General features: G+C 50.5%; 18 protein-coding genes. 17 read left to right on the forward strand and 1 reads right to left on the reverse strand.

What is annotated here, in order from left to right; all coding sequences use genetic code 11:
• Positions 1-38 precede the first annotated feature (38 nt).
• From DW720_RS06140 to DW720_RS06150, 3 genes are all read left to right on the forward strand, one after another.
• Positions 39-332 (forward strand): hypothetical protein, encoded by a 294-nt coding sequence (locus DW720_RS06140; protein ID WP_022359751.1) that lies wholly within the window; start codon positions 39-41, stop codon positions 330-332.
• A gap of 261 nt (positions 333-593) precedes the next feature.
• A complete protein-coding gene (gene rlmD, locus DW720_RS06145; RefSeq protein WP_022359752.1) occupies positions 594-1973 on the forward strand; it encodes a 23S rRNA (uracil(1939)-C(5))-methyltransferase RlmD in 1380 nt (459 codons plus the stop codon).
• A 24-nt stretch (positions 1974-1997) separates the two neighbouring features.
• Positions 1998-2375 carry a hypothetical protein gene (locus DW720_RS06150; RefSeq protein WP_107001672.1) on the forward strand — a complete coding sequence of 126 codons (378 nt, stop codon included), beginning with the start codon at positions 1998-2000 and terminating at the stop codon, positions 2373-2375.
• On the opposite strand, the gene DW720_RS06155 is transcribed toward DW720_RS06150, so the two are convergent.
• A complete protein-coding gene (locus tag DW720_RS06155; protein WP_107001577.1) occupies positions 2353-3162 on the reverse strand; it encodes a YihY/virulence factor BrkB family protein in 810 nt (269 codons plus the stop codon). The genes DW720_RS06150 and DW720_RS06155 overlap by 23 nt on opposite strands.
• Before the next feature lie 290 nt (positions 3163-3452).
• On the opposite strand from DW720_RS06155, the gene DW720_RS06160 reads away from it, so the two are divergent.
• The 14 genes from DW720_RS06160 (at position 3453) to DW720_RS06225 (ending at position 22934) form a co-directional block, all read left to right on the forward strand.
• Complete coding sequence (locus DW720_RS06160) at positions 3453-4394, forward strand: metallophosphoesterase (protein ID WP_118749407.1); 942 nt, start codon at positions 3453-3455, stop codon at positions 4392-4394.
• Positions 4395-4554: 160 nt separating this feature from the next.
• Entirely contained in the window at positions 4555-5373 is an 819-nt protein-coding gene (locus DW720_RS06165) for a segregation/condensation protein A (RefSeq protein WP_107001576.1), read from the forward strand.
• On the forward strand, positions 5357-5965 hold the full coding sequence (gene scpB, locus DW720_RS06170) for an SMC-Scp complex subunit ScpB (RefSeq protein WP_118467432.1): 609 nt from the start codon (positions 5357-5359) through the stop codon (positions 5963-5965). Before DW720_RS06165 ends, scpB begins: the two co-directional genes overlap by 17 nt.
• Positions 5966-6146: 181 nt before the next feature.
• Complete coding sequence (gene gltS / locus DW720_RS06175) at positions 6147-7328, forward strand: sodium/glutamate symporter (protein WP_107001574.1); 1182 nt, start codon at positions 6147-6149, stop codon at positions 7326-7328.
• Between the two features lie 301 nt (positions 7329-7629).
• Positions 7630-8061: a dUTP diphosphatase gene (locus DW720_RS06180; RefSeq protein ID WP_117795742.1), complete on the forward strand. Its 432-nt coding sequence runs from the start codon at positions 7630-7632 to the stop codon at positions 8059-8061.
• A gap of 178 nt (positions 8062-8239) precedes the next feature.
• Positions 8240-9031, forward strand: coding sequence for a tetratricopeptide repeat protein (locus DW720_RS06185; protein WP_243099709.1), 792 nt, complete (start codon positions 8240-8242; stop codon positions 9029-9031).
• Positions 9032-9045: 14 nt separating this feature from the next.
• Complete coding sequence (gene hflX / locus DW720_RS06190) at positions 9046-10296, forward strand: GTPase HflX (RefSeq protein ID WP_107001572.1); 1251 nt, start codon at positions 9046-9048, stop codon at positions 10294-10296.
• A gap of 394 nt (positions 10297-10690) precedes the next feature.
• The gene (locus DW720_RS06195) at positions 10691-15388 is read left to right on the forward strand and encodes an acyl-CoA dehydratase activase (protein ID WP_118749376.1); all 4698 of its coding nucleotides are present in this window, start codon (positions 10691-10693) and stop codon (positions 15386-15388) included.
• 58 nt (positions 15389-15446) lie between these two features.
• Positions 15447-16739 carry a phosphopyruvate hydratase gene (gene eno / locus DW720_RS06200; protein ID WP_118749377.1) on the forward strand — a complete coding sequence of 431 codons (1293 nt, stop codon included), beginning with the start codon at positions 15447-15449 and terminating at the stop codon, positions 16737-16739.
• A gap of 440 nt (positions 16740-17179) precedes the next feature.
• The gene (locus DW720_RS06205) at positions 17180-18286 is read left to right on the forward strand and encodes a BMP family ABC transporter substrate-binding protein (RefSeq protein WP_118749378.1); all 1107 of its coding nucleotides are present in this window, start codon (positions 17180-17182) and stop codon (positions 18284-18286) included.
• Between the two features lie 139 nt (positions 18287-18425).
• On the forward strand, positions 18426-19964 hold the full coding sequence (locus tag DW720_RS06210) for an ABC transporter ATP-binding protein (RefSeq protein ID WP_022359764.1): 1539 nt from the start codon (positions 18426-18428) through the stop codon (positions 19962-19964).
• Positions 19961-21007: an ABC transporter permease gene (locus tag DW720_RS06215; protein ID WP_118749379.1), complete on the forward strand. Its 1047-nt coding sequence runs from the start codon at positions 19961-19963 to the stop codon at positions 21005-21007. Before DW720_RS06210 ends, DW720_RS06215 begins: the two co-directional genes overlap by 4 nt.
• Positions 21004-21954, forward strand: coding sequence for an ABC transporter permease (locus tag DW720_RS06220; protein WP_022359766.1), 951 nt, complete (start codon positions 21004-21006; stop codon positions 21952-21954). Before DW720_RS06215 ends, DW720_RS06220 begins: the two co-directional genes overlap by 4 nt.
• A gap of 41 nt (positions 21955-21995) precedes the next feature.
• Positions 21996-22934 (forward strand): nucleoside hydrolase, encoded by a 939-nt coding sequence (locus DW720_RS06225; protein ID WP_118749380.1) that lies wholly within the window; start codon positions 21996-21998, stop codon positions 22932-22934.
• Positions 22935-22952: the final 18 nt, after the last annotated feature.

Raw genomic sequence — 22952 nt, forward strand, 5'->3', positions numbered from 1 at the left:
GAATTGCGGATCAAAACGCGGGAAAGGATGTGGAGTGTATGAATAAATTTGATATGATGAGCAAAGATGCGCTCTCCAGAGTAGAAGAGATCATGAATGCAACCAAACTGAATGAATTCCTTCACAGAAAAGAAGAAGAGGAGAAACAGAAAAACTGTATTCTCTGGATTTTAGCCATTATCGGTATTGTAGCAGCAGTTGCAGCGATTGCATACGGCGTATATCGTTTCTTTACTCCAGATTATCTGGAAGATTTCGAGGACGACTTTGATGATGATTTCGACGACGATTTCTTCGAGGATGAGAGCGACGAGAAAGAAAAGAAAGACTGATTGTGATAATTTAGTCAATGAATCAGAATAAATACTGCGCGGAACCGGAGAATCGGTTTCACGCAGTATTTTTTATGCCATAGGAAAGTTTGTAGATAAGTTTGTATTTTTTATATCTTGGAAAAAGAAAAAAATTCCTGTATACTATAAAGATATGAATTAGAACCGCAGATGGAAATTAGCTGTGAGTTGAAGAATCATTTGCAGTTGGTGATTATAGTGCGGTAAAAGCCACTGAGAGAAGGAGCTATATAGTTATCAATGAAAAAAGGTGAGATTTACGAAGGAACTGTAGAACGGATTGAGTTTCCAAATAAGGGCGTAGTTGTGATAGATGGAGAGAAAGCGATCGTCAAAAATGCGCTTCCGGGACAGAAGATCCGGTTCCGTATCAATAAAAAGCGCGGCGGTCGATGCGAGGGTATGCTTTTGGAGGTTGTCGAGCACTCAAAGTTAGAGACGGCAGAGGATGTATGCCCGCATTTTGGTATCTGCGGCGGATGTCTTTATCAGCCGATTCCGTATGAGGAACAGCTTGCGATCAAGGAAAAACAGGTTCGTTCCCTTCTGGATGCGGTATGTCCGGAATATGAGTTTGAGGGCATCTTAGGCAGCCCGCTGGTGCAGGGCTACCGGAATAAGATGGAGTTTTCCTTCGGTGATGAGGTCAAGGATGGTCCTATGTCGCTGGGAATGCACAAGCGCGGCAGTTTTTATGATGTGGTTACAACCGGCGAATGCCATATCGTGCATCCGGATTTTTGCAAGATTCTTGTCTGTACAAAAGAATATTTTGAGGAAAAGAAAGTTGGATTTTATAAAAAAATGCAGCATACCGGCTATCTGCGCCATCTTCTGGTGCGCCGTGCGATCAAGACAGGGGAAATTCTGGTCGATCTGATCACGACGACACAGACGGATACCTTTGAGGGAACCGAGGAAGCACTTTTACGGGGATGGACGGAGCGCCTGCAGGCACTTCCTATGGAGGGAAGCTTTGCGGGCATTCTGCATACCAAAAATGATACATTGGCGGATGCCGTAAAAGATGAGGGGACGGACATTCTGTTCGGACGCGAGCATTTTTACGAAGAGCTTTTAGGGCTGCGGTTCCAGATCTCGCCGTTTTCTTTTTTCCAGACGAACTCATTGGGCGCGGAGGTGCTGTACGAGAAAACGCGTGAGTATGTGGGTGAGACGAAGGGAAAAGTCGTATTTGACCTTTACAGCGGCACCGGTACGATCGCGCAGATCCTCGCACCGGTGGCGGAGAAAGTAGTCGGCGTGGAGATTGTCGGGGAAGCAGTCGAGGCAGCCCGTGAGAATGCGGCGCGCAACGGACTTGGCAACTGCGAATTTCTGGCGGGGGATGTCCTCAAGGTGGTGGACGAGCTGGAAGAAAAGCCGGATCTGATCGTTCTGGATCCGCCGCGCGACGGAATCCATCCGAAGGCGATCGGAAAGATTTTGAATTTTGGCGTCAGCCACATGGTTTATGTGTCCTGCAAACCAACCAGCCTTGCGAGGGATCTGGAACCGATCCAGGCGGCAGGATATCAGGTGGATAAGGTGTGCTGCGTGGATATGTTCCCGCATACTGCCAATTGTGAGACGGTGGTTTCATTGACGCGGAAGAAATAAGATCCCAAAATGGATGTGGGAAAAATGGATGAAACAAAAGAGAATGAAATAAAACCAGATACAGCAGATTGCCAGGTACAGGAGACAGCTGTGCAGCGCCGGAAGAGGGAGACTTTACTGCGCGAACAGACGCCGGATGCCCTGTGGGAAGCGATTCTTGCATTTGAGGGGGCAATATTTTACACGGCGAAAGGGCTGGAATATTCGTACACGATCCGGGGCAACGAGATGTTTGTCAGCCGGAAAGAAAAGTCGGTCACGCGTGCAAGCATCCTGGTGGCGTATAAAAAAGCGCAGGAGCTTGGCTGCGTGACCGGACCAAAGCAGCTGGGAGTGTTTGGGGCAAGCTATCTGTATCCGGTGTTCCTGAGGCTGGGGATTATCTGCGCCAGTGCTGGTTGATTTCCGCACCGAAAAACAGGATGCAGATGCAGGCGTACAGCCACAGCATCAGGATCACGACGGCGGTCAAGCTGCCGTACATATAAGAATAATTACTGAAATGGTTGAAGTAGATGGAAAATCCGTAGGAACATCCGATCCATCCGACGGTGGAAATCAGCGCACCGGGAAGCTGGAGACGGATATCCTGCCGTTCATAGGGCAGCCAGGTGTACAGCGCGACGAAAAAGAGCGTCAGCAGCGCCAGCGCAAGAAACGTCCGGAGACTAATCAGGCAGGAAACGAATCTGTCCAGCATCGGAAAGTAACGGAATAGCAGGCGCTGCAGGGAGGAACCGAACACCATCAGAACCAGGGAGAAAATGCACATCAGGAGAAAAACAATGGTATAGCCAGAGTTGATGATACGTCCTAAAAGGTAATTTCTGCGCTTGCGGCAGCCGATGATCCGGTTTAAGCCGCGCTCGATCCCAAGCATGCCTCGGGCAGCCGACCAGATGGTTGCCACGGTGGTAACCGAGAGCAGGGCGGCCGGGGATACAGTCTGGATGTCCTGGATTACCGATTCAATCAGCGGGTGGATGCTGGAGGGAAGAAGCTGTGTCATCACGTGCATCAGATCCTCCGGGCTGACGGCGGGGATGAGCTGGATCAGCGTCAGCAGAATCATGATAAAAGGTGCGGCAGAGAGAACGATAAAAAAAGAAGCCTGGGCGGCGTACACCGTGACTTCGTCTTTGATGAAATCGTTGTAAATCCGTTTACAGTTCAGGAGAAAAGAAAGCATGAAAAACCTCGCTTGATTTATGTTATTAAGAAAATATCCGTAACTGGCTCATTTCCCTTTGAAAAATGGCTGACGATAGGTGAATGCCATTTCAGTGTTGTTAAAAGTATATTATCATGAGGTCGAAAAAATAGCAACGGATTTGCCTGTCTTGACGAAAACACCGGTTTCCCGTATGATAACAGGATAGAAATGATTCGGGTCTGCAGGGCATAAGGATGGCAGTGATGCGGACAGCAGCAAAAATCAGCCGGCAGCCAATTGGAAAATGGGACATGGGAGGAAACAAAATGATCGCAATCACAGCATGTGCGGCGGCACTGGCAGCCGTGACAGTGGGGCTTTTGCTCCGCTCGGAATATGAAAAAAAACATTTTGTGACCGACCAGTATGAGATAGAGAGTCCGAAGCTGCCGGATGGCGCTGCGTTCCGTTGCGTATTTTTGTCGGATCTGCATGATAATGTGTATGGAACGGACAATGAGCCGCTGGTGGCGGCGATCCGCACATTCAAGCCGGATGCGGTGCTGATCGGCGGCGATATGATGGTCTGTAAGGGAAAAGGTGATTTAACCGTCACGGTATCGCTTCTGGAAAAATTGACCTCCTTTGTGCCGGTTTACTATGCGAACGGAAATCATGAGGAGCGGATGAATCGGGAGCGGGATGTGTACGGAGATTTGTATGATCGGTTCCAGATGGAATTAAAACGTCTGGGGGTTCATTATTTGTCGGATCGGAGCGAGGAGATCCATCCGTGGATCCGGGTGACTGGGTGCAATTTGCGGGAGATATATTATAAGCATCATTTCACGGTGCCGGAACTGCCGATGGAAGAGCTTTCGGAGCGGGTTGGAACTGCGGCAGAGAAGACGTGTTTTCAACAGATGAAAGAATCGTTTTTTCCTGACTTGGCGGAAAAGGAGCGAGAAGCCGGACATGAAATGTATGAGATATTATTATTTCATTCTCCCCTCTTTTTTGAGACCTGCCGGAAATGGGGCGCGGATCTGACGCTTTGCGGACATTTCCACGGCGGAACCATCCGGATCCCGGGGCTGGGAGGCGTGATGACGCCGCAGTACCAGTTTTTCCTGCCATGGTGCGCCGGACGGTTTGATGCGGACGGAAAGACGATGATTGTCAGCCGGGGTCTTGGGACGCATTCGATCAATGTGCGGCTGAATGACCGGCCAGAGCTGGTTTGTGTGACGTTGCGGGGAAAACAATAGAGAGATTCTGGTTATTGTACACGGGTAGGCACTTTTGGAACCGAAAGTGCCGTAAGAAAACGTGGTGGCAGCAGGAATAACTCTTCGGCACAGGTGGATGTATACGGAATTTGGTATATGATTGTAGAAAAAGCTGGCTAAAAGAAGGAGTTCGGAAAGAATGGAAATTTCCTATAAATTAGATAATTTTGAAGGACCGTTGGACCTGCTGCTTCATCTGATTGAAAAAAATAAAGTAAGTATTTACGATATTCCGATCGTCTTGATTACGGAGCAGTATCTGGAATATGTTAATCAGATGGATCATGAGGATCTGGATGTGGTCAGCGATTTTCTGGTGATGGCGGCGACGCTTCTGGACATCAAATCGCGGATGCTCCTTCCGAAGGTGGAAAAAGAAGAGGAAGAAGACGAGGAAGATCCGCGCGCCGAGCTGGTGCGCCGGCTGTTGGAATATAAGATGTATAAATATATGGCGCAGGAGCTGGAAGAGCGGGAGCAGGAGGCAGAGCTTCTCTTTTTTAAGGAACCGACGATTCCCCGGGAGGTGGCGAAATATGAAGAACCGCTGGATCTGGACAAGCTTCTGGATGGTCTGACGCTGGCAAAGCTGCAGAAAGTGTTTGACGCGGTCATGAAGCGGAATGCCAATAAGCTTGACCCGGTGCGAAGCCGGTTCAGTACGATCCGCAGGGAACCGATCAGCCTGGAGCAGAAGGTAAGGTCGGTGCTTTCTTATGCGCGGGAACACCGTCATTTTAAATTCAGCGATGTGCTGGAGAGGGAATCCGATCGCCTGGAGATAGTCGTGGCGTTTCTGGCAGTGCTGGAGCTGATGAAGATGGGACGGATTCATCTGGTGCAGGAAAAATTGTTTGATGAGATGCAGCTCGATACGGTGGATGTGGATGAAACGGAAGGCGAGGCAGAGCTGGAACTTTCGACGGAGGAAGGAGAAGAGTATGCCAGAATTAGATGAAAAACGCGAGGAAGCCATCGTGGAATCGGTTCTCTTTACAATGGGAAAATCGGTTGAGCTGCGCCAGCTTGCGGCGGCGCTCGGGACGGATACAGAGCGCGCGGAAGCGGCGGTCAGACGATTACAGAGCCGTTATGAGGCAGAAAAGCGGGGCATGCAGATCACGCAGCTGGAGGACAGTTGGCAGATGGCGACCCGCGCGGAATATTATGAGAATCTGATCCGGGTGGCAGCGACGCCGAAGAAGCAGATTTTAACGGATGTTGTGCTTGAGACACTCTCGATCATTGCTTATAAACAGCCGATCACGAAGCTTGAGATTGAAAAGATCCGCGGGGTTAAATCGGATCACGCGGTCAATAAACTGATTGAGTACAATCTCGTTTACGAGGTAGGGCGTTTGGATGTGCCGGGACGTCCGGCATTGTTTGCGACGACGGAGGAATTTTTGCGCCGGTTTGGAGTCGGATCGACGAAAGAACTGCCGGAACCGGCACCGGGACGAATCGACGAGTTCCGCATGGAGGCGGAGGAAGAGCTGAAGTTTGAGGGGAAACTGCCGGAAGAGGCAGAGAAGGAAATGAAATATTAACGTTTTCTTAACAATATTCATTCAATTCTGACATTAACAGATTCTTAACATCATATTTCTGTATTTTCTTGTAACTTTTTGTAGCCAACGTGGAAAATGAGGTCAACACAAACAAACAAGCAGCTCTTTCAAATCGCTACATAAATGAAAGAAGCCAGCAAAACAAAAGGGGGAATTGTTTATGTTGACACTTGAGCTTGATATGTATCAGGCGTGTGCTCTTGGCGCACTGGTCTACTGTCTGGGAAGATTGCTTGTACAAAAGCTGCCCTTCCTGAGCAAGTATTGTATACCGGCTCCGGTTGCGGGCGGTGTCGTATTTGCATTCGCTCATCTGGCGTTGTATGCAACAGGAGTTCTGGAGCTTTCCTTTGATACAACCTTACAGAGCGTATTTATGACGATCTTCTTCTGCAGCGTCGGTTTTACCGCCTGCTTCCGTCTGTTAAAGAAGGGCGGCGTTCAGGTATTTATGTTCCTGGCGCTGGCAGTTGGTATCTGTATCGTGCAGGATGCAGTCGGCAGCGGTCTGGCAGCAGCGTTTGGTCTGAATCCGCTTCTCGGCTTATGTATGGGTTCTATGCCGTTAGTTGGAGGTCACGGAACGAGTGGTTCCTTCGGACCGCTTCTGGAGCAGGAATACGCAGTTGTAGGCGCAACTACAGTTGCCTTGGCATCCGCTACATATGGTCTGGTATCCGGCAGTATGATGGGTGGTCCTATCGCCCGTGCCCGTGTTGAGAAACACCATCTGAAATCAACCGCAGCCGAGGAAGGCAATGCAGTTGACGAAGTAGCATCGCCGATCGACGGTCAGAAATTCACCACCGCGGCTGTATTCCTTGCAGTTGCAATCGGTGTTGGTACCTTCATTTTCGCGTTCTTTAAGAGCATTGGTCTTACATTCCCGACTTACATCGGTGCGATGCTGGCAGCAGCCGCTATCCGTAACATCTGGGATGTACAGCACAAAGATCTTCCGATGGAAGAAGTTGACGCACTGGGCGGTCTGTCCTTGAACCTGTTCTTAGCGATGGCAATGATGAGCCTGAAGCTGTGGCAGTTAGCAGCTCTGGCGCTTCCGATGATTGTTATCCTGTTAGTTCAGACGGTTGTTATGTTCCTGTATGCAAACTTCCTTGTATTCAACATCATGGGCCGTGATTACGAGGCAGCTGCAATGACCACCGCATTCTGTGGTTTCGGTATGGGCGCAACCCCGAACGCAATGGCAAACATGAGAGCACTGGTAGAGCGCTATGGTCCGGCTCCGCGTGCATTCTTCATCGTACCGTTAGTAGGAAGCTTATTCGTAGACTTCTTTAACTCCATGGTACTGACTACTTTCATGAACCTCTTATAATTTGACGGCTGGTTCAGCAAAGTATCCATTTAAAATATTCTGATATTGAAGTAGCTCCAACCTATTTCCTTCCCGGCGGTTCTGGATTTCCAGGCCGCCGGGATTTTTCGCGTGCAACGAGCGAAAGTCCGTGCCTGCACGAATTAATACTTTCGGAAAACGCGCGCGTGTGGTATTATAGAGAAACTGGAAAGTTGAAAAATATTTTTCGGGGAGGTGCTTTGTGAAAAACAAACCTGCAAGGCAGCCATTACCGGATAAAATGTGACATAAGAAAGGATTTCATACAGATATGAACAGCATGAACATAAAGATCAAATATTTCACAGACGCCATTGACCGCCTCGCCTACATTGACGGCAAATCTGACTGGATCGACCTGCGTGCGGCGCGTGAGGTGGTGCTGAAAAAGGGTGATTTTGCCCTGATTCCGCTTGGCGTGGCGATGGAGCTGCCGAAGGGCTATGAGGCGCATGTAGTTCCGCGCAGCAGTACCTTTAAAAATTTCGGCATCATCCAGACCAATCATATGGGTGTGATCGATGAGAGTTACTGTGGAGACAACGATCAGTGGCATTTTCCGGCATATGCGCTGCGTGATACAGTGATCCATGTCAATGACCGCATCTGTCAGTTCCGCATCATGGAGCATCAGCCGAAGATCGTATTTGAGGAGACGGAGAAGCTTGACAATAAAGATCGCGGCGGGATCGGAAGTACGGGAAAGAATTAATAAAAAGGTTTGGTAAAAAATGAAGCAGATAAAGAGGTTAAAACGAGAAAAAATAAGGTTACTGTTCACGGGTAGGCACTTTTGGAACCGAAAGTGCCGTAAGAAAACGTGGTGGCAGCAGGAATTTGCCGTATTTGAATGCGAAGCCACGGCAAATTCCGTTACTGGTCACGTATGCGTGAACAGTAACAAAATAAGTCTTTTTCTGACAGCAGCGGTGCTTTCACTGGGCATCCTTTCCGGCTGCGGCGCTGAATCGAAGGAAGCGAAAGAAGCGCGTATGACCGGAATCGAGCAGTTAAATGCAGGTAATTATCAGGATGCGATCGATTCGTTTGGAAAAGCGCTGGATGAGAGCGATGGGATCGTCAATTCTTTTGAGCTGGATGTTTTAAAATACCGCGGCGAGGCAGAATACAAACTGGCGGATTATAAGGCGGCAGCGCAGACCTATGGAATTCTGGCGGAGGTAGACGGCGGAAAAGCGGAATACCTCTATTATAAAGCGGCATCGGAGGCAGCAGCCGGACAGGCGGAGGATGCCGAAAAGGATTTTGCGGCAGCGGAGGAAAAGGCGAAGAACAGCAAAAAGAGCAGCGCCACGGCTCCGGGTGTGAGTCTGGCGTTTACGGCGCTTGCGTCGGCGGCGCGGGATGCCGGGGATAGTGAGCTCGCAGCCCAGTACTGCAATCAGGCGATCGAGCGCGGCGTGTCGGGGTCGGAGATTTATAATCAGCTTGCGATCAGTGAAATGGAGGCTGGCGATTATGAGAGCGCGATCTCCCATTATGAGGAGGCGCTTTCGCTGGCGGACAGTGAGACGGCGCTGGTAATCCGGCAGAATATTGCGGTTCTCTATGAGAAAGAGGGCGATTTTGCGAAGGCGCTGGAACAGTTTAAGGAGTGCCAGGCAGCCGGTGCGGACACACCGGAGGTGCAGAGGGAAATCCGTTTTCTGGAAAGCCGGTAAATATTGGAGGTAATATGGCAGAATTGTTCGATATGAAAGAACTGGAGGAGCGCGTCATTCTGGTGGCGGTCAGCACCTCTGATGAAGATGATACGGAGGCGTCCTTGGATGAGCTGGAGGAGCTGGCGGATACCGCCGGAGCGACGGCGATCGGGCGTCTGGTGCAGAACCGGGAGAAGATTCATCCAGGCACCTATCTGGGCAGTGGAAAGATCGGGGAACTGCGGGAGATGGTCTGGGAAATGGGCGCAACCGGCGTGATCTGCGACGATGAACTGTCCCCGGCACAGCTTCGCAATCTGGAATCGGCGCTGGATACGAAGGTAATGGACCGGACGATGGTCATTCTCGATATTTTCGCGGCGCATGCGACGACGAGCGAGGGAAAAATCCAGGTTGAGCTGGCACAGCTGCGTTACCGCGCAGCGCGCCTGGTCGGTCTGCGCAGTTCCCTGTCCCGTTTGGGCGGCGGTATCGGTACGAGAGGACCGGGTGAAAAGAAGCTGGAGATGGACCGCCGTCTGATTCATGAGCGGATCGGGCAGCTAAAGTCGGAACTGGAAGATGTCAAACGCCACCGCGAGGTGACGAGAAAACAGCGCGACCGGAAATATACGCTGTCGGCGGCGATCGTCGGCTACACGAATGCCGGTAAGTCAACGCTTTTAAACACCCTGACGGGTGCAGGAATCCTGGCACAGGATAAACTGTTTGCGACGCTGGATCCGACGACGCGTGGATTAAAGCTGGCGAGCGGACAGGAGATCCTGCTGACAGATACGGTCGGATTCATCCGCAAACTGCCGCACCATCTGATCGAGGCGTTCAAGAGTACGCTGGAGGAGGCACGTTATAGCGATATTGTCCTCCATGTGGTCGATGCGTCGAATCCGCAGATGGACACGCAGATGTATGTCGTATATGATACGTTGCGTCAGCTGGAGATCGGCGATAAGACGGTGGTAACAGTCTTTAACAAGATGGATCAGGTGGAGCATCCGGAGACGCTGAAAGATCTGCATTCTGATTATCAGGTGCAGATTTCTGCGAAGACGGGCGCGGGGCTGGATGAGCTGAAGGATATTCTGGAAATGATTCTGCGAAACCGCAAGATTTATCTGGAAAAGGTATTTTCCTACCAGGAAGCCGGACGCATCCAGACGATCCGCAAATACGGTCAGCTTTTAAAAGAAGAGTACCGGGAGGATGGCATTTACGTGGAGGCGTATGTGCCGACGGAGCTCTACGCAGGGCTGATGCGCTAACAGGCAGATGATAGGTTACCGTGTTACGGTTCACGTATACGTGCCCAGTAACGGAATTTGTCGTGGCTTCGCATTTAAATACGGCAAATTCCTGCTGCCACCACGTTTTCTTACGGCACCTTTGAAATTCCCGGGAATTGACTTTTTATTTTAAATTTGTTAGAATGTAGCATATTTATGGCTGTACAGAATGCTGGAAGGCAGATGCGTACAGATCCATACGGTAAAGAGGTGTGCGGGGAAAAACCGTATGCCTCTTCTTCATGTTTGGGTGGACGCTAAGAAGTTGTTAAGATGAAGAGAAAAGAGATGACAGGGCGCAGGCTGCTTGTGTCGGATAGAATGACCGCACAAGTTTGCAGACATCTGGGATAAAGGAGTTAGAATATACAGAATGGAACAGAAGGGACAAAACGGACAGGAACAGATTCTCGTCGGAATTGACGTTGGCTCAACGACGACGAAGGTGGCAGTGATGGAGGCGGCAACGGGGAAAGTCCTGTTTTCGGACTATACACGCCATCACTCGGATCAGCTTCAGAGTGTGTCGAGAGCTGTAAAATTGGTGAAAGAGACGCTTGCGGGGCGGTCATTTCTGACGGCGATGACCGGTTCGGGCGCAAAGCACCTTTCGGAAGAGCTGGAGATCCCTTATGTACAGGAGGTAGTGGCGAACTCGATCGCCTTGAAAGCCATGTACGGGGAAATCGGAACGGCGATCGAGCTGGGTGGACAGGATGCGAAGATTATCTTTTTCCAGAGGGATAAACGGACGGGCGAGCTGCAGGTCGCAGATATGCGGATGAACGGAAGCTGTGCTGGCGGTACAGGTGCGTTTGTGGATGAGATTGCTTCTCTTCTTAAAACACCGGTTGAGGAATTTGACGCGCTGGCGGCACAGGGAACAACCGTATATGATATATCCGGACGGTGCGGCGTGTACGCCAAGACCGACATCCAGCCTCTTTTAAATCAGGGGGTTAAAAAATCAGATTTGGCGCTTTCCTCCTTCCATGCGATTGCCAAACAGACGATCGGCGGTCTGGCACAGGGACTTTCGATCGAGAAGCCGGTCGTCTTTGAGGGCGGTCCGCTGACCTTTAACCGGACGCTGGTGCGCGTGTTTGCTGAACGTCTGGACCTTCGGCCGGAGGAAATTTTAAGTCCGGACCGGCCGGAACTTTTGATTGCCTGCGGTGCGGCGCGTGCGGCAGTGAAGCTTTTTTCGAAGGAAGAGGCGCTCGCCACGGCGGACGGACTGTTAGATCGGATCGAGAAGGTGCGTGCGGCGCGCGAGGAAGCAAAGAAACAAAGTGAAGCCGGAAATGGCGATGAGATGGCGGAGGGCACGTTCCGTTCCCGTCCATTTTTTGCCGACCAGGCGGCGCAGACGGAATTTCAGGAGAGACACAGACGTCCGGAACGAAAAACAGTATATCCGCAGTCAGGCAGTACGCTGCGGGCATATCTGGGTATTGATTCGGGCAGTACGACGACAAAATTTGTCCTGTTAGATGAGAATGAGGAACTTCTGGATTCCTTTTATGCGCCGAATCAAGGCGATCCGCTGACGGTGGCAAAGAAAGCACTGATTGCGATGCGGGAAAAGTATGCGTCCCACGGCGTGCGGCTGGAGATTTTGGCAGCCGGGACGACCGGTTATGGGGAAATGCTGTTTTCACGCGCATTTTCGGCCGAGACACACGCGGTTGAGACGGTGGCACATGCACGTGCGGCGGCAAAATACACGCCGGATGCGACGTTTCTTCTGGACATCGGCGGTCAGGATATGAAGGCAATCTGGCTGGACAATGGCGTTATCACAAATATTGTCGTGAATGAAGCCTGCTCATCCGGCTGTGGGTCGTTTTTGGAAAATTTTGCATCCTCCCTGCATATTCCGGCGCGGGAGATTGCTGAAAAGGCATTTTCTTCGCAGCATCCGGCTGCGCTCGGAAGCCGCTGTACCGTCTTTATGACGAGCAGTATCGTGACGGAGCAGAGAAATGGAAAGCTGCCGGAGGACATTATGGCGGGGCTGTGCCGTTCGATCATTGAAAATGTATTTACAAAGGTTATCCGTGTGTCGAACCTGGATTCTCTGGGAAAGAGGATTGTCGTACAGGGCGGAACGTTTGAAAATGATGCAGTTCTCTGTGCGCTGGAACAGTATGTTGGCCGCCCGGTGATCCGGGCGCCGTATCCGGGCATTATGGGGGCGATCGGTGCGGCGCTTTTAGCGAAGGAAGAGACAAAGAGCCAGAAACAGCCGCATTTTATTGGTTTGGATCAAATGGAGTCCCTGACTTGGCAGCAGGAGGCGAACGTGCCGTGTCCGTTCTGTATGAACCATTGTCAGCGTGCGGTGGTGCGGTTTTCGAATGGAACCTCATGGATCACGAACAACCGTTGTGAGCGGGGCGAGATTCTTGGCGATCCGAAGGATGTGAAGGTGCGCGAGCGACTGAAAATAGCGTCCGAAAACCGGAATAAAGTGCCAAATCTCTATAAATTGCGGGAAGAACTCCTGTTTGCAGATTATCTGGATCAAGCGGAAGAGGGGGATGCATCGTCTGCAAAAAGTCATTCAGAGCGGGCAGCCGATAAGACTGGTCTTGTGCCGAAGGCTGTGTCTGATACTGTGCGGCGAAATATAACCATCGGTCTGCCGCGCGTCCTTGCTTTCTGGGATACGATGCCGTTCTGGACGACGTTCTGGCGTTCGCTGGGCTTTGAAATTCAGATTTCATCCCCGAGCACGCACAAGATGTTTGAGGAAGGCTTAAGCGCGGTAACTTCAGATACCGTCTGCTTTCCGGCAAAACTGGTGCACGGGCATATCCGCGATCTGGTAAAGAAGAAAGTGGATCGTATTTTTATGCCGTCGATTGCGGCGATCGGATCGGAAAATACGGAATCAACGAGCGAGTCCATGTGTGCAGTCGTGAAAGGATATCCGCTTGTGATCCGCAACTCGGATTCTCCGGAGAAACAGTGGGGTATTCCGTTTGATGCACCGTTATTTTACTGGTACAGGGAGGAAGATAAAGAACGTCAGCTTATTACATATATGGAACAGACATTTTCCATCCAGCCGTCGGAAACGAAAAAGGCGGTTCTTGCAGGAAATGATGCGATGCGGCAGTTTGGGAGCCGCCTGAAAGAGGCGGGAGCGAAGGTTCTGGAAGAGGTGGAAAAAGAGGGGCGCTATGCGGTGGTGCTGGCGTCAAGACCGTATCAGAACGATGCGCTTGTCAACCACAGCCTGCCGGAGCTTTTGACCGAGTTCGGCGTTCCGGTTCTGACGGCAGATTCCGTTCCGGGCATTGAAAATGTGGATTTAAGCCACAGCCGTCTGGATGTCGTAAACAATTACCACGCGCGGATGCTGGCGTCCGCGGTTCTGGCGGCACAGAGCCAGAATCTGGAATATGTCCAGTTTGTAAGCTTTGGATGCGGGCATGACGCATATTTGTCGGATGAGATTCAGCGTATGATGCGGGAAATCTCCGGAAAATCACCGCTGATCCTGAAACTTGACGAGAGCGAGGTACAGGGACCGCTGCGGATCAGGGTGCGTTCCTTCCTGGAGACGATCAACATGCGGCGGAAGAAGCGGGAGATGGCGGAGAGGCTGCAAAACCAGCCTGGAACAAGCCGACAGGAGAATGCGGGCGGCGGAAATGAATGCGGGACGGCTGCGCTGGGACCAGACATTCAAAAATCCTGGCAGGTTCACGAACTTTCGGATCCATATCCGGTTAAATTTGAGGTGGAAGACCGCAAGAAGCGCACGGTTCTGGTCCCGAACACCTCCCACGCGTTCTGCCGGATTATGTCGGCGGCGTTGAAGACACAGGGAATCCGGGCAGTTCCGCTGGCGGTCGGAAGGGAAGAGGCGATCCGCCTCGGAAAGCAGTATGTCCACAACGATATCTGTTTCCCGGCGCAGATTGTCATCGGCGAGGCGCTGGCAGCACTTCGGAGTGGTCAGTATGTGACATCTGAGACGGCGATCGGTATGGGAAAATACATCGGTGACTGCCGCCTGACCCATTACAGTGCGCTGCTTCGCAAGGCGCTTGACGACGCCGGCTACCCGGAGGTGGCGATTCTGACGAACGATGACGTCGATTATCATGATCTGCATCCGGGCTTCCGGATGAACCTTATGTCGGCGATCCGTCTGGCGGGAGCGCTTCCGATGATCGATATTCTGGAAGAGCTGCTTCGCAAGATCCGCCCGTATGAGAGGGTTTCCGGAAGCAGCGATCAGGCATTTGACGAGGCGATGGATTTCGTCGTGGATGGTCTGGAGCAGCATGGGCTTTCAGGCGCTCTGCGAGGCTTTAAAAAGGCGATCCAGCGGATGAATGCGATCGAATATGACCGGAGCCAGCCGCGCCCGCGCGTCCTGATCGTCGGCGAGTATCTCCTCAATTTCCATCCGGGCGCGAATCATGAGATTGAGCGCTACCTGGAGAAAAATGGATTTGAGATTATCGAGGCGCGGATGACGGATGTTATCCGGAAGACGTATTTCTGCCAGGATGAGCAGATTCGGACGTATCATCTGAAAAAGCCGTTTGTCAAGAAAAACTGGTACCATGTGGCAAACCGGGTATTTGACGCTGCGCACGCGGTAGCGGATCGGATAGCGAAACAGCATCCGCTCTATACGCCTGTCTGCCGCCTGCCGGAACTGGTAAAGGAAAGTGACCCGATCATCCCGCACACCTTTGATGCGGGCGAGGGCGTGCTGATTCCGGGCGAGATCCTGCACCATGCGGAGCACGGCTGCCGGGCATTTGTGATTTTACAGCCATTTGGCTGTCTGCCAAACCATGTGGTAGGACGCGGCATCGTAAAAAAAATGCGGGAAATGTACCCGGACGCCCAGATCCTGCCGCTTGACTACGATCCGGATGTGAGCTTTGCCAATCTGGAAAACCGCCTGCAGATGCTGATTATGAATGTGAAAGAAAGAAGCGTGGACACGGTTGCCCTGCCGGACGTGGGGCAGAGAAGCCCCGTGGAGACTATGAATAGAAAACAGAAAAACGCTGATAATAAAAAGCAGAAAGTTTCCTGATTTCGGGTTAGACAAAAATAGAAATCACATAAGCCCACGCGGCGGAAAGGGACAAGCTATGAAACATCTGGAAATTGAAAAGGTGATTGGACGGGAGATTGTTGATTCGAGAGGAAATCCAACAGTGGAGGCGGAAGTTTATCTATCAGACGGAAGCATAGGACGCGGCGCGGCACCGAGCGGTGCATCGACAGGTGAATTTGAGGCTCTGGAGCTGCGAGACGGCGACAAGTCGCGTTTCGGCGGAAAGGGCGTACAGAAAGCAGTCCAGAATGTGAATACCGTGATTGCAGAGGTGTTAAGGGGCATGGATCCGGCGGACGTCTATGCGGTTGATAAAGCGATGATCGAGGCGGACGGAACCAAGGATAAATCCAAGCTGGGCGCGAATGCGATCCTGGCGGTTTCGATCGCGAATGCACGGGCAGCAGCCAATGCGTATGGTCTCCCGCTGTACCGTTTCCTCGGCGGTGTGTCTGGAAATCGCCTTCCGGTTCCGATGATGAACATTTTAAACGGCGGCGCGCATGCGGCAAACACCATCGATGTACAGGAGTTCATGATTATGCCGGTTGGAGCAGAGAGCTTTTGCGAGGGACTCCGCTGGTGTACCGAGGTGTTCCATGCACTGGCAGCATTGCTTAAAGAGCGCGGACTGGCAACCTCTGTCGGTGATGAGGGCGGTTTTGCACCAGATCTGGGAAGTGACGAAGAAGCAATCCAGTGCATCTTAGAGGCAGTGGAGAGAGCCGGATATAAGCCGGGCGAGAATTTTGTCCTGGCGATGGATGCGGCATCCAGTGAGTGGAAGAGCGGCAGGAAGGGCGAATACCTGCTTCCGAAGAGTGGCAAACACATCACCTCTGAGGAGCTGATCGCACACTGGAAACAGCTCTGCGGGAAATACCCGATCGCCTCGATCGAGGATGGTCTGGACGAGGAGGATTGGGAAGGCTGGCAGAAGATGACCGCAGAACTCGGCGGACAGGTGCAGCTGGTCGGCGACGATCTGTTTGTAACAAATACCGGGCGCCTGGAAAAAGGTATCCGTCTCGGCTGCGGCAATTCGATCCTGATTAAGCTGAACCAGATTGGATCCGTCTCCGAGACACTGGAGGCAATCAAGATGGCACATAAGGCAGGTTACACGGCGATTGTATCCCACCGTTCCGGCGAGACCGAGGATACGACGATCGCAGATCTGGCGGTTGCGTTAAATACCTGCCAGATCAAGACGGGCGCACCGAGCCGGAGTGAGCGCGTGGCAAAATACAACCAGCTTCTACGGATTGAGGAAGAGCTGGGAACCGGCGCACAGTATCCGGGGAAGGCGGCATTTAATAAAAAATAAGTTGTCTTTTTTACGGGATATCGTACAGACAAGCAATCTGTTACATTGCATGAAATGTGTGAGTTGTTCCGAAAACTAATGCATTTCTTCGGAAACAGACAAAAATCATCTGGGAAAATGCTGGATGGCGTCGAGGCAAAGGAAAATAGAATACAACTTTGAAAGGGAATGCGTTTTACCGTACAACTGGAACGGAGAGAAACGTATTCCTTTTTGTTTTGCATTAGACCGAAAAAGGAATATTGCTAAAAGTTTGACAATATTTTAAAAAATATTCGTTTTTTTACGAAATTTATTGACAAAACAGCGGGAGTAATTGTAAAATAACTGTAAAGCGAATATGAAAAAAGAATTTATTTTTTTTAAACGAATGGAAAAACGTTTTACCAAAGGAATGGTCCGGCGGATAACGTATTTCACATAAAAAGGAGGATGAAAGAATGAGAAAAAGAACATTAAGCATTGTACTTGCAGCAGCAATGTGTGCCAGCTTAACAGCCTGCGGCGGTGGCGGAAGTACTGCAGAGACAACGGCAGCTGACAGCAGCAATACCGAGACGAAGGCAGCCGACGCTTCAGAGAAATCTGACAAACCGCTCCGTGTATGTGTTGTTTACACTGGAAACTTAGGTGATAAGAGCTACAATGACTCCTGCAACATGGGTGCACAGAAAGCAGTTGAGGATTTCGGCATTGAGCTTAAGAGTCTTGAGGGTACCACTGCTGAGGAGTGGAAAGCAAACCTGCTTCAGGCTTGTGACGATGGCTACGATTTAATTATCGGTGCTTCTTCCAACATCGCAGATTACATCACTGAGAATGCTTCCAGTTATCCGAATACCAAGTTCGCAGTTATCGATACAACCGTAGATCTGCCGAACGTTGAGTCTATCAGCTTTGCTCAGAATGAGGGCTCCTTCCTGGCAGGTGCAGCAGCAGCTATGTTTACCACCAAGACTGATATCCCGAATGTCAATGAAGATCATATCATCGGCTGGGTAGGCGGTATGGATATTCCGGTACTTCATGACTTCTATACAGGCTATGAGCAGGGTGCGAAGTACATCGATCCGGATATCAAGATTCTTCAGGCTTTTGCAGGAAGCTGGACGGATCCGTTAAAGGGCAAAGAGCTGACTTTAGCACAGTATGAGCAGGGCGCTGATATTGTCATGAACGTAGCATCCGGTACCGGTGTTGGTATTCTGGAAGGTGCAAAAGAAGCTGACAAATACGCAATCGGCGTTGACTTAAACCAGGATTCCGATCAGCCTGGACATATTCTTACTTCCATGGTTAAGAGAGTTGATAATGCCTGCTACCTGGTTATCCAGTCTGCAGTAGATGGAACCTTTGAGGGCGGCACAACCAAATATCTGGCACTGAAGGACGGCGGCGTCAGCCTGACTGATTTCTCTGTTATCAAAGAATCTCTGGGCGACAAATTCCCGCAGGATATCGTTGATAAGTGTGATGAGCTTGCCGAGAAGATCAAATCCGGCGAGATCGTAGTAGAAAACTATGAAGGATTTGGCCCAGAGGCATAATTGATAAAGACAAGGCCGGGAGCGAGTGAAACCTGGCGGCGAAGGGGGATCTGGATTCTTTCAGGTTCCCCTTCATTTTCAACAAAAATGTTTTTCTTGGAAAGAGCCGTCAGGCATTTCCGGACGAGAGGGTGATCGAATGAACGAATACGTAGTGGAGATGAAAGGAATTGTCAAAAATTTCGGACAGGTTCAGGCGGTAAAGCATGGCGAATTTACTCTGAAAAAAGGCGAGATCCATTCACTGATTGGTGAAAATGGAGCTGGTAAATCCACCATGATGAAGCTTCTGTACGGCATGTATCCCATTGACGAGGGCGAGATTATCGTCAAGGGGGAACCGATGGGAACCATCACACCGAAGATTGCAATTGAGCACGGTGTCGGCATGGTCCATCAGGAATTTATGCTGGTAAATGAGCTGACGGTTCTGGAGAATATTATTCTGGGATTTGAACCGAAAAAGGGATTGACAATTGACTTTGACAAGGCAAGAAAAGAAGTTAAAAAATATATTGAACAGTATCATATGGACGTGCAGCTGGATAAGAAGGTAAGCCAGATATCCGTTGGTGAGGCGCAGCGTGTCGAGATTATCAAGACATTGATGCGAGGTGCTGATATCATCATTCTGGATGAGCCTACAGCGGTTCTGACTCCTCAGGAGGCGGAACGTCTGTTTGAAATCCTGAACAATCTGAAACAGGATGGAAAATCCCTTGTCTTTATTTCTCATAAGCTGAATGAAGTTATGGCAATATCAGACCGCATCTCTGTGATGCGTCAGGGACAATATATGGGCACTGTTAATAAAGAGGAAACTTCTCCGCTGGATCTGACCAAACGAATGATCGGACGTGAAGTATTCTTAAACATTGATAAGGCTTATTCTGAGGCGGGAGATACGATTCTGGAGGTTCAGGATGTGTGGATTCCCAGCCAGAAGGAGACATCGAAGATCCGGGGCATGTCCCTGCATGTCAAGGCCGGTGAGATTGTCGGCGTGGCAGGTATCGATGGAAATGGACAGAGTGAGCTGGTTGAGGCGATCACCGGACTCCGCAAGGTAGAGAAGGGCAAGATCCTTCTTTGCGGCAAGGATATTACGAATCAGAGTCCGAGAAAAGTGAGAGAGAGCGGTCTTTCCCATATTCCGGAGGATCGAAATACAAGAGGTCTGAACCGTGCCATGACCATCGAGGAAAATCTGATCGCAGTCCGCCTGGATCAGCCTCCATTTACCAAGGGCATCATGATGAATAAATCAGGACAGGATACCTATGCAAAAGAAATGGTAGAACAGTTTGATATCCGCCCGGCGGATTATAATCTTCCTACATCCTCTTTATCCGGCGGCAATGCACAGAAGGTCGTAGTAGCCCGGGAGGTATCTCTTGGCAATAAGCTTCTGGTAGCATCCCAGCCTACCAGAGGTGTAGATATCGGTGCCATCGAGCTGATTCGTAATACACTGGAAAAGGCGAAAAAGGCAGGCGCCGGTGTCCTGCTGGTATCGGCAGAGCTGGAGGAGATTATCTCCCTTTCGGATCGTATCGTTGTTATCCATGAGGGCAAGATCACCGGCGAGATGCGTGCGGATGAGGCGAATGAGAACAATCTGGGTCTGCTTATGATGGGCGGTACAGACACAGGGAAGGACGGTGAAGCAGCAGTATGAATCAGACATTAAATGGTATTCGAAGGATTCTTATTACGATACTCGTTGCGATGGGTGTCGGTGCGCTGTTTATCGTAGCGATCGGGGAGAATCCGATTGATGCATATGCGGCGCTGTTCCGAGGTGCTTTTGACGGAGAGCTTCGTCTTGGTACAACCTTGGCAGGATTTACTCCGCTGCTGCTGACATCCATTGCTTTTGCAGTTGCAGCGAAAGCAGGCGCATTTAACGTAGGTGTTGAGGGCGAGGTTTTCTTGGGCGGTATCACAGCTGCTTATATCGGCATCAACTGGACCTTCCTTCCGAAGCCGGCTCTGTATGTGGCCTGCTTCGTAGGTGCTATGGTGGTAGCAGCTGCCTGGGCCTTTATTCCGGCGGTTTTGCGTGCCTATTATAATGTAAATGAAGTATGTACCACCATTTTGATGAACACAGTAGCCCTTTATATCACATCTTATCTGGTCAGCGGACCTATGAGTGCCGGTACTGCTAATGCTCAGTCCCTGCCGGTTACGGTAAGACTGTATCAGTTTATGAAACCCAGCAGTGTCAACGTTGGTATTTTCATCGCAGCTATCACCGTGATTGTGATTATTTTTATGCTTCAGAAAAGCAGCTGGGGCTACAAGATCCGTACCGTCGGCCTGAATCCGACCCATGCGGATTATGTGGGAATTGATTCCAAAAAGGTATTTGTCGGTGCTATGATGCTTTCCGGTATGTTAGGCGGCATGGCAGGCTGCATCGAGGTTCTGGGTGTTCACGGATATTTCCTGAACAACTTCGCAACTGGACTTGGAAGCAATGGTATGCTGGCAGCTCTGATTGTAAAGAACAACATGGTTTCAACTCCATTTATGGCATTTTTCCTGGCAGTTTTAAAATCAGGTGCTATGGGAATGCAGCAGTCAACCGGTGTACCAAAATCGCTGGTTGATACCATTACAGCAGTTTTCATTATCATAGCGACCATGGAGACTGCATTCCAGTTTACAAAGAAACGTAAAAAGAAAACGGAGGAGAAGAAGGAGGATAAGGCATGAATGCGATAATGCAGAATTTTGATAAAATCTTTAATGCGTCGCTGATTTATGCAACGTTTCGTTCAGCGACTCCGATCATCTTTGCCGCTCTTTGTGCGGCAATCACCCAGCAGGCCAATATCTTAAATATCGGTACTGAGGGTATCATGCTGGTAGGTGCTTTTACAGCAGTAGCGGTCAGCTACTTTACCGGAAGCTGGCTGTTAGGTATCATCGCGGCGATGATCGCGGGTGCTGTGATTGCGATGATCATGGCGGTCGGTCACATCCGTTATAACTCTGAGATCTGTGCGATCGGTATGGGTATTAACTTGCTGGCGCTGGCGCTCACAAAATTCATGGTAAATGCGATCTTCCACAGCACCGGCAGCTTTTCCAGCCCGGACATCAAAGCAATTCCGCGTGTGTCGCTCGGATTTTTAGACAATCTGCCGGTGGTTGGCGACCTGTTTAACAACTGGTGTGTGACCGAGTGGTTTGCCATCGTTTTGATTATTCTGCTTCAGTTCTTCTTTTATAAGACTGTATGGGGACTGCGTCTGCGTGCGGTGGGGCAGTTTCCGGAAGCAGCCAAGACGGCAGGTATCAAGGTAAATGCAATCAAATATCAGGCGATGCTGCTTTCTGGTCTCATCGGTGGTCTGGCAGGTGCACATCTTTCCCTGGGATACAGTACCCAGTTTATCGAGAACATGACCAATAACCGTGGTTTCATGGGCGTTGCAGCCATGTATTTCGGTGGTGCGAACCCGGTTCTGACTACACTGGGCTGTCTGCTCTTTGGATTTTCAGATTCCGTCGGTGCCCGTCTCCAGGCATATGGCATTCCATCCCAGTTCGTTCTGATGATGCCGTATATCGTGACCATCGCGGTACTGGCAATTTCCATGATTGCGAAGATTTCAGCCAACAAGAAGAGAGAATCTTCCCTGCATGTGGGAAGCTGATGATGAAGAAAGATAAAATACTATAAGGAGGACATAATCAGATGGAAAAGGCAAAAATTATTCTTGACTGCGATCCGGGACATGATGACGCGGTCGCGATCACGCTGGCGGCGAACAGTGACAAGATCGATCTGTTAGGTATTACAGTCGTAGCAGGCAACCAGACGCTGGAGAAAACGCAGATTAATGCGAGAAATGTGTGCCAGTGGCTCGGTGTGGATGTGCCAGTGTATGCGGGCTGCGGACAGCCGATGGTGCGTGAAAAAATGATAGCGGGCGATATCCACGGTGAAACAGGGCTGGATGGTCCGGTTTTCCCGCCGCTGACAAAAGAATTAGAGAAAGAGCATGCAGTCAATTTCATCATCAAAACCCTGATGGAGTCCGACGGCGATATCACGATGGTGACAACCGGTCCGATGACCAATCTGGCGATGGCGATGCGGATGGAACCGGCGATTATTCCGAAGATCAAACAGATCGTCCTGATGGGAGGCGCGTATACCAATGGTAACGTAACTCCAGCAGCAGAGTTCAATATCATCGCCGATGCGGATGCAGCATATGTATGCTTTACCAGCGGACGCCCAATCACGATGATGGGTCTGGATGTTACCCGCAAGGTACTGTGCTATCCGGAGATCGTTGACCGGATGGAGAAGATCGGCAATAAGGCATCCAAGCTCTTTGCGGATCTGATGCGCTTCTTCTGCAAGACCCAGAAAGAGGTATTTGGCTGGGAAGGCGGACCTCTGCACGATCCGGTTACGATCGCATGGCTGATTGATCCGAGCGTTGTGACCCTGAAACCGATGCATGTGGACATTGACATCCGTAGCGTCCAGTCCTACGGACGTACCAACTGCGATTTCTTCGGTTACGGCGGACAGGAGCCGACTGCAAACGTAGCGATCGATATCGATGCGGCGAAGTTCTGGGATATCGTTGAGGCAGGGCTGAGAAGATACAGCGAGGCATAGTTATAATACTTGTGTTCG

The sequence above is a fragment of the Clostridium sp. AM27-28 genome (genome assembly GCF_003480955.1).
GTDB lineage: Bacteria > Bacillota > Clostridia > Lachnospirales > Lachnospiraceae > Otoolea > Otoolea fessa.

Excerpts from the sequence above, each read along its gene's own strand:
- DW720_RS06140 (WP_022359751.1), top strand. The coding sequence starts at position 39 with ATGAATAAATTTGATATGATGAGCAAAGATGCGCTCTCCAGAGTAGAA.
- rlmD (WP_022359752.1), top strand. The coding sequence starts at position 594 with ATGAAAAAAGGTGAGATTTACGAAGGAACTGTAGAACGGATTGAGTTT.
- DW720_RS06150 (WP_107001672.1), top strand. The coding sequence starts at position 1,998 with ATGGATGAAACAAAAGAGAATGAAATAAAACCAGATACAGCAGATTGC.
- DW720_RS06155 (WP_107001577.1), bottom strand. The coding sequence starts at position 3,162 with ATGCTTTCTTTTCTCCTGAACTGTAAACGGATTTACAACGATTTCATC.
- DW720_RS06160 (WP_118749407.1), top strand. The coding sequence starts at position 3,453 with ATGATCGCAATCACAGCATGTGCGGCGGCACTGGCAGCCGTGACAGTG.
- DW720_RS06165 (WP_107001576.1), top strand. The coding sequence starts at position 4,555 with ATGGAAATTTCCTATAAATTAGATAATTTTGAAGGACCGTTGGACCTG.
- scpB (WP_118467432.1), top strand. The coding sequence starts at position 5,357 with ATGCCAGAATTAGATGAAAAACGCGAGGAAGCCATCGTGGAATCGGTT.
- gltS (WP_107001574.1), top strand. The coding sequence starts at position 6,147 with ATGTTGACACTTGAGCTTGATATGTATCAGGCGTGTGCTCTTGGCGCA.
- DW720_RS06180 (WP_117795742.1), top strand. The coding sequence starts at position 7,630 with ATGAACATAAAGATCAAATATTTCACAGACGCCATTGACCGCCTCGCC.
- hflX (WP_107001572.1), top strand. The coding sequence starts at position 9,046 with ATGGCAGAATTGTTCGATATGAAAGAACTGGAGGAGCGCGTCATTCTG.
- DW720_RS06195 (WP_118749376.1), top strand. The coding sequence starts at position 10,691 with ATGGAACAGAAGGGACAAAACGGACAGGAACAGATTCTCGTCGGAATT.
- eno (WP_118749377.1), top strand. The coding sequence starts at position 15,447 with ATGAAACATCTGGAAATTGAAAAGGTGATTGGACGGGAGATTGTTGAT.
- DW720_RS06205 (WP_118749378.1), top strand. The coding sequence starts at position 17,180 with ATGAGAAAAAGAACATTAAGCATTGTACTTGCAGCAGCAATGTGTGCC.
- DW720_RS06210 (WP_022359764.1), top strand. The coding sequence starts at position 18,426 with ATGAACGAATACGTAGTGGAGATGAAAGGAATTGTCAAAAATTTCGGA.
- DW720_RS06215 (WP_118749379.1), top strand. The coding sequence starts at position 19,961 with ATGAATCAGACATTAAATGGTATTCGAAGGATTCTTATTACGATACTC.
- DW720_RS06220 (WP_022359766.1), top strand. The coding sequence starts at position 21,004 with ATGAATGCGATAATGCAGAATTTTGATAAAATCTTTAATGCGTCGCTG.
- DW720_RS06225 (WP_118749380.1), top strand. The coding sequence starts at position 21,996 with ATGGAAAAGGCAAAAATTATTCTTGACTGCGATCCGGGACATGATGAC.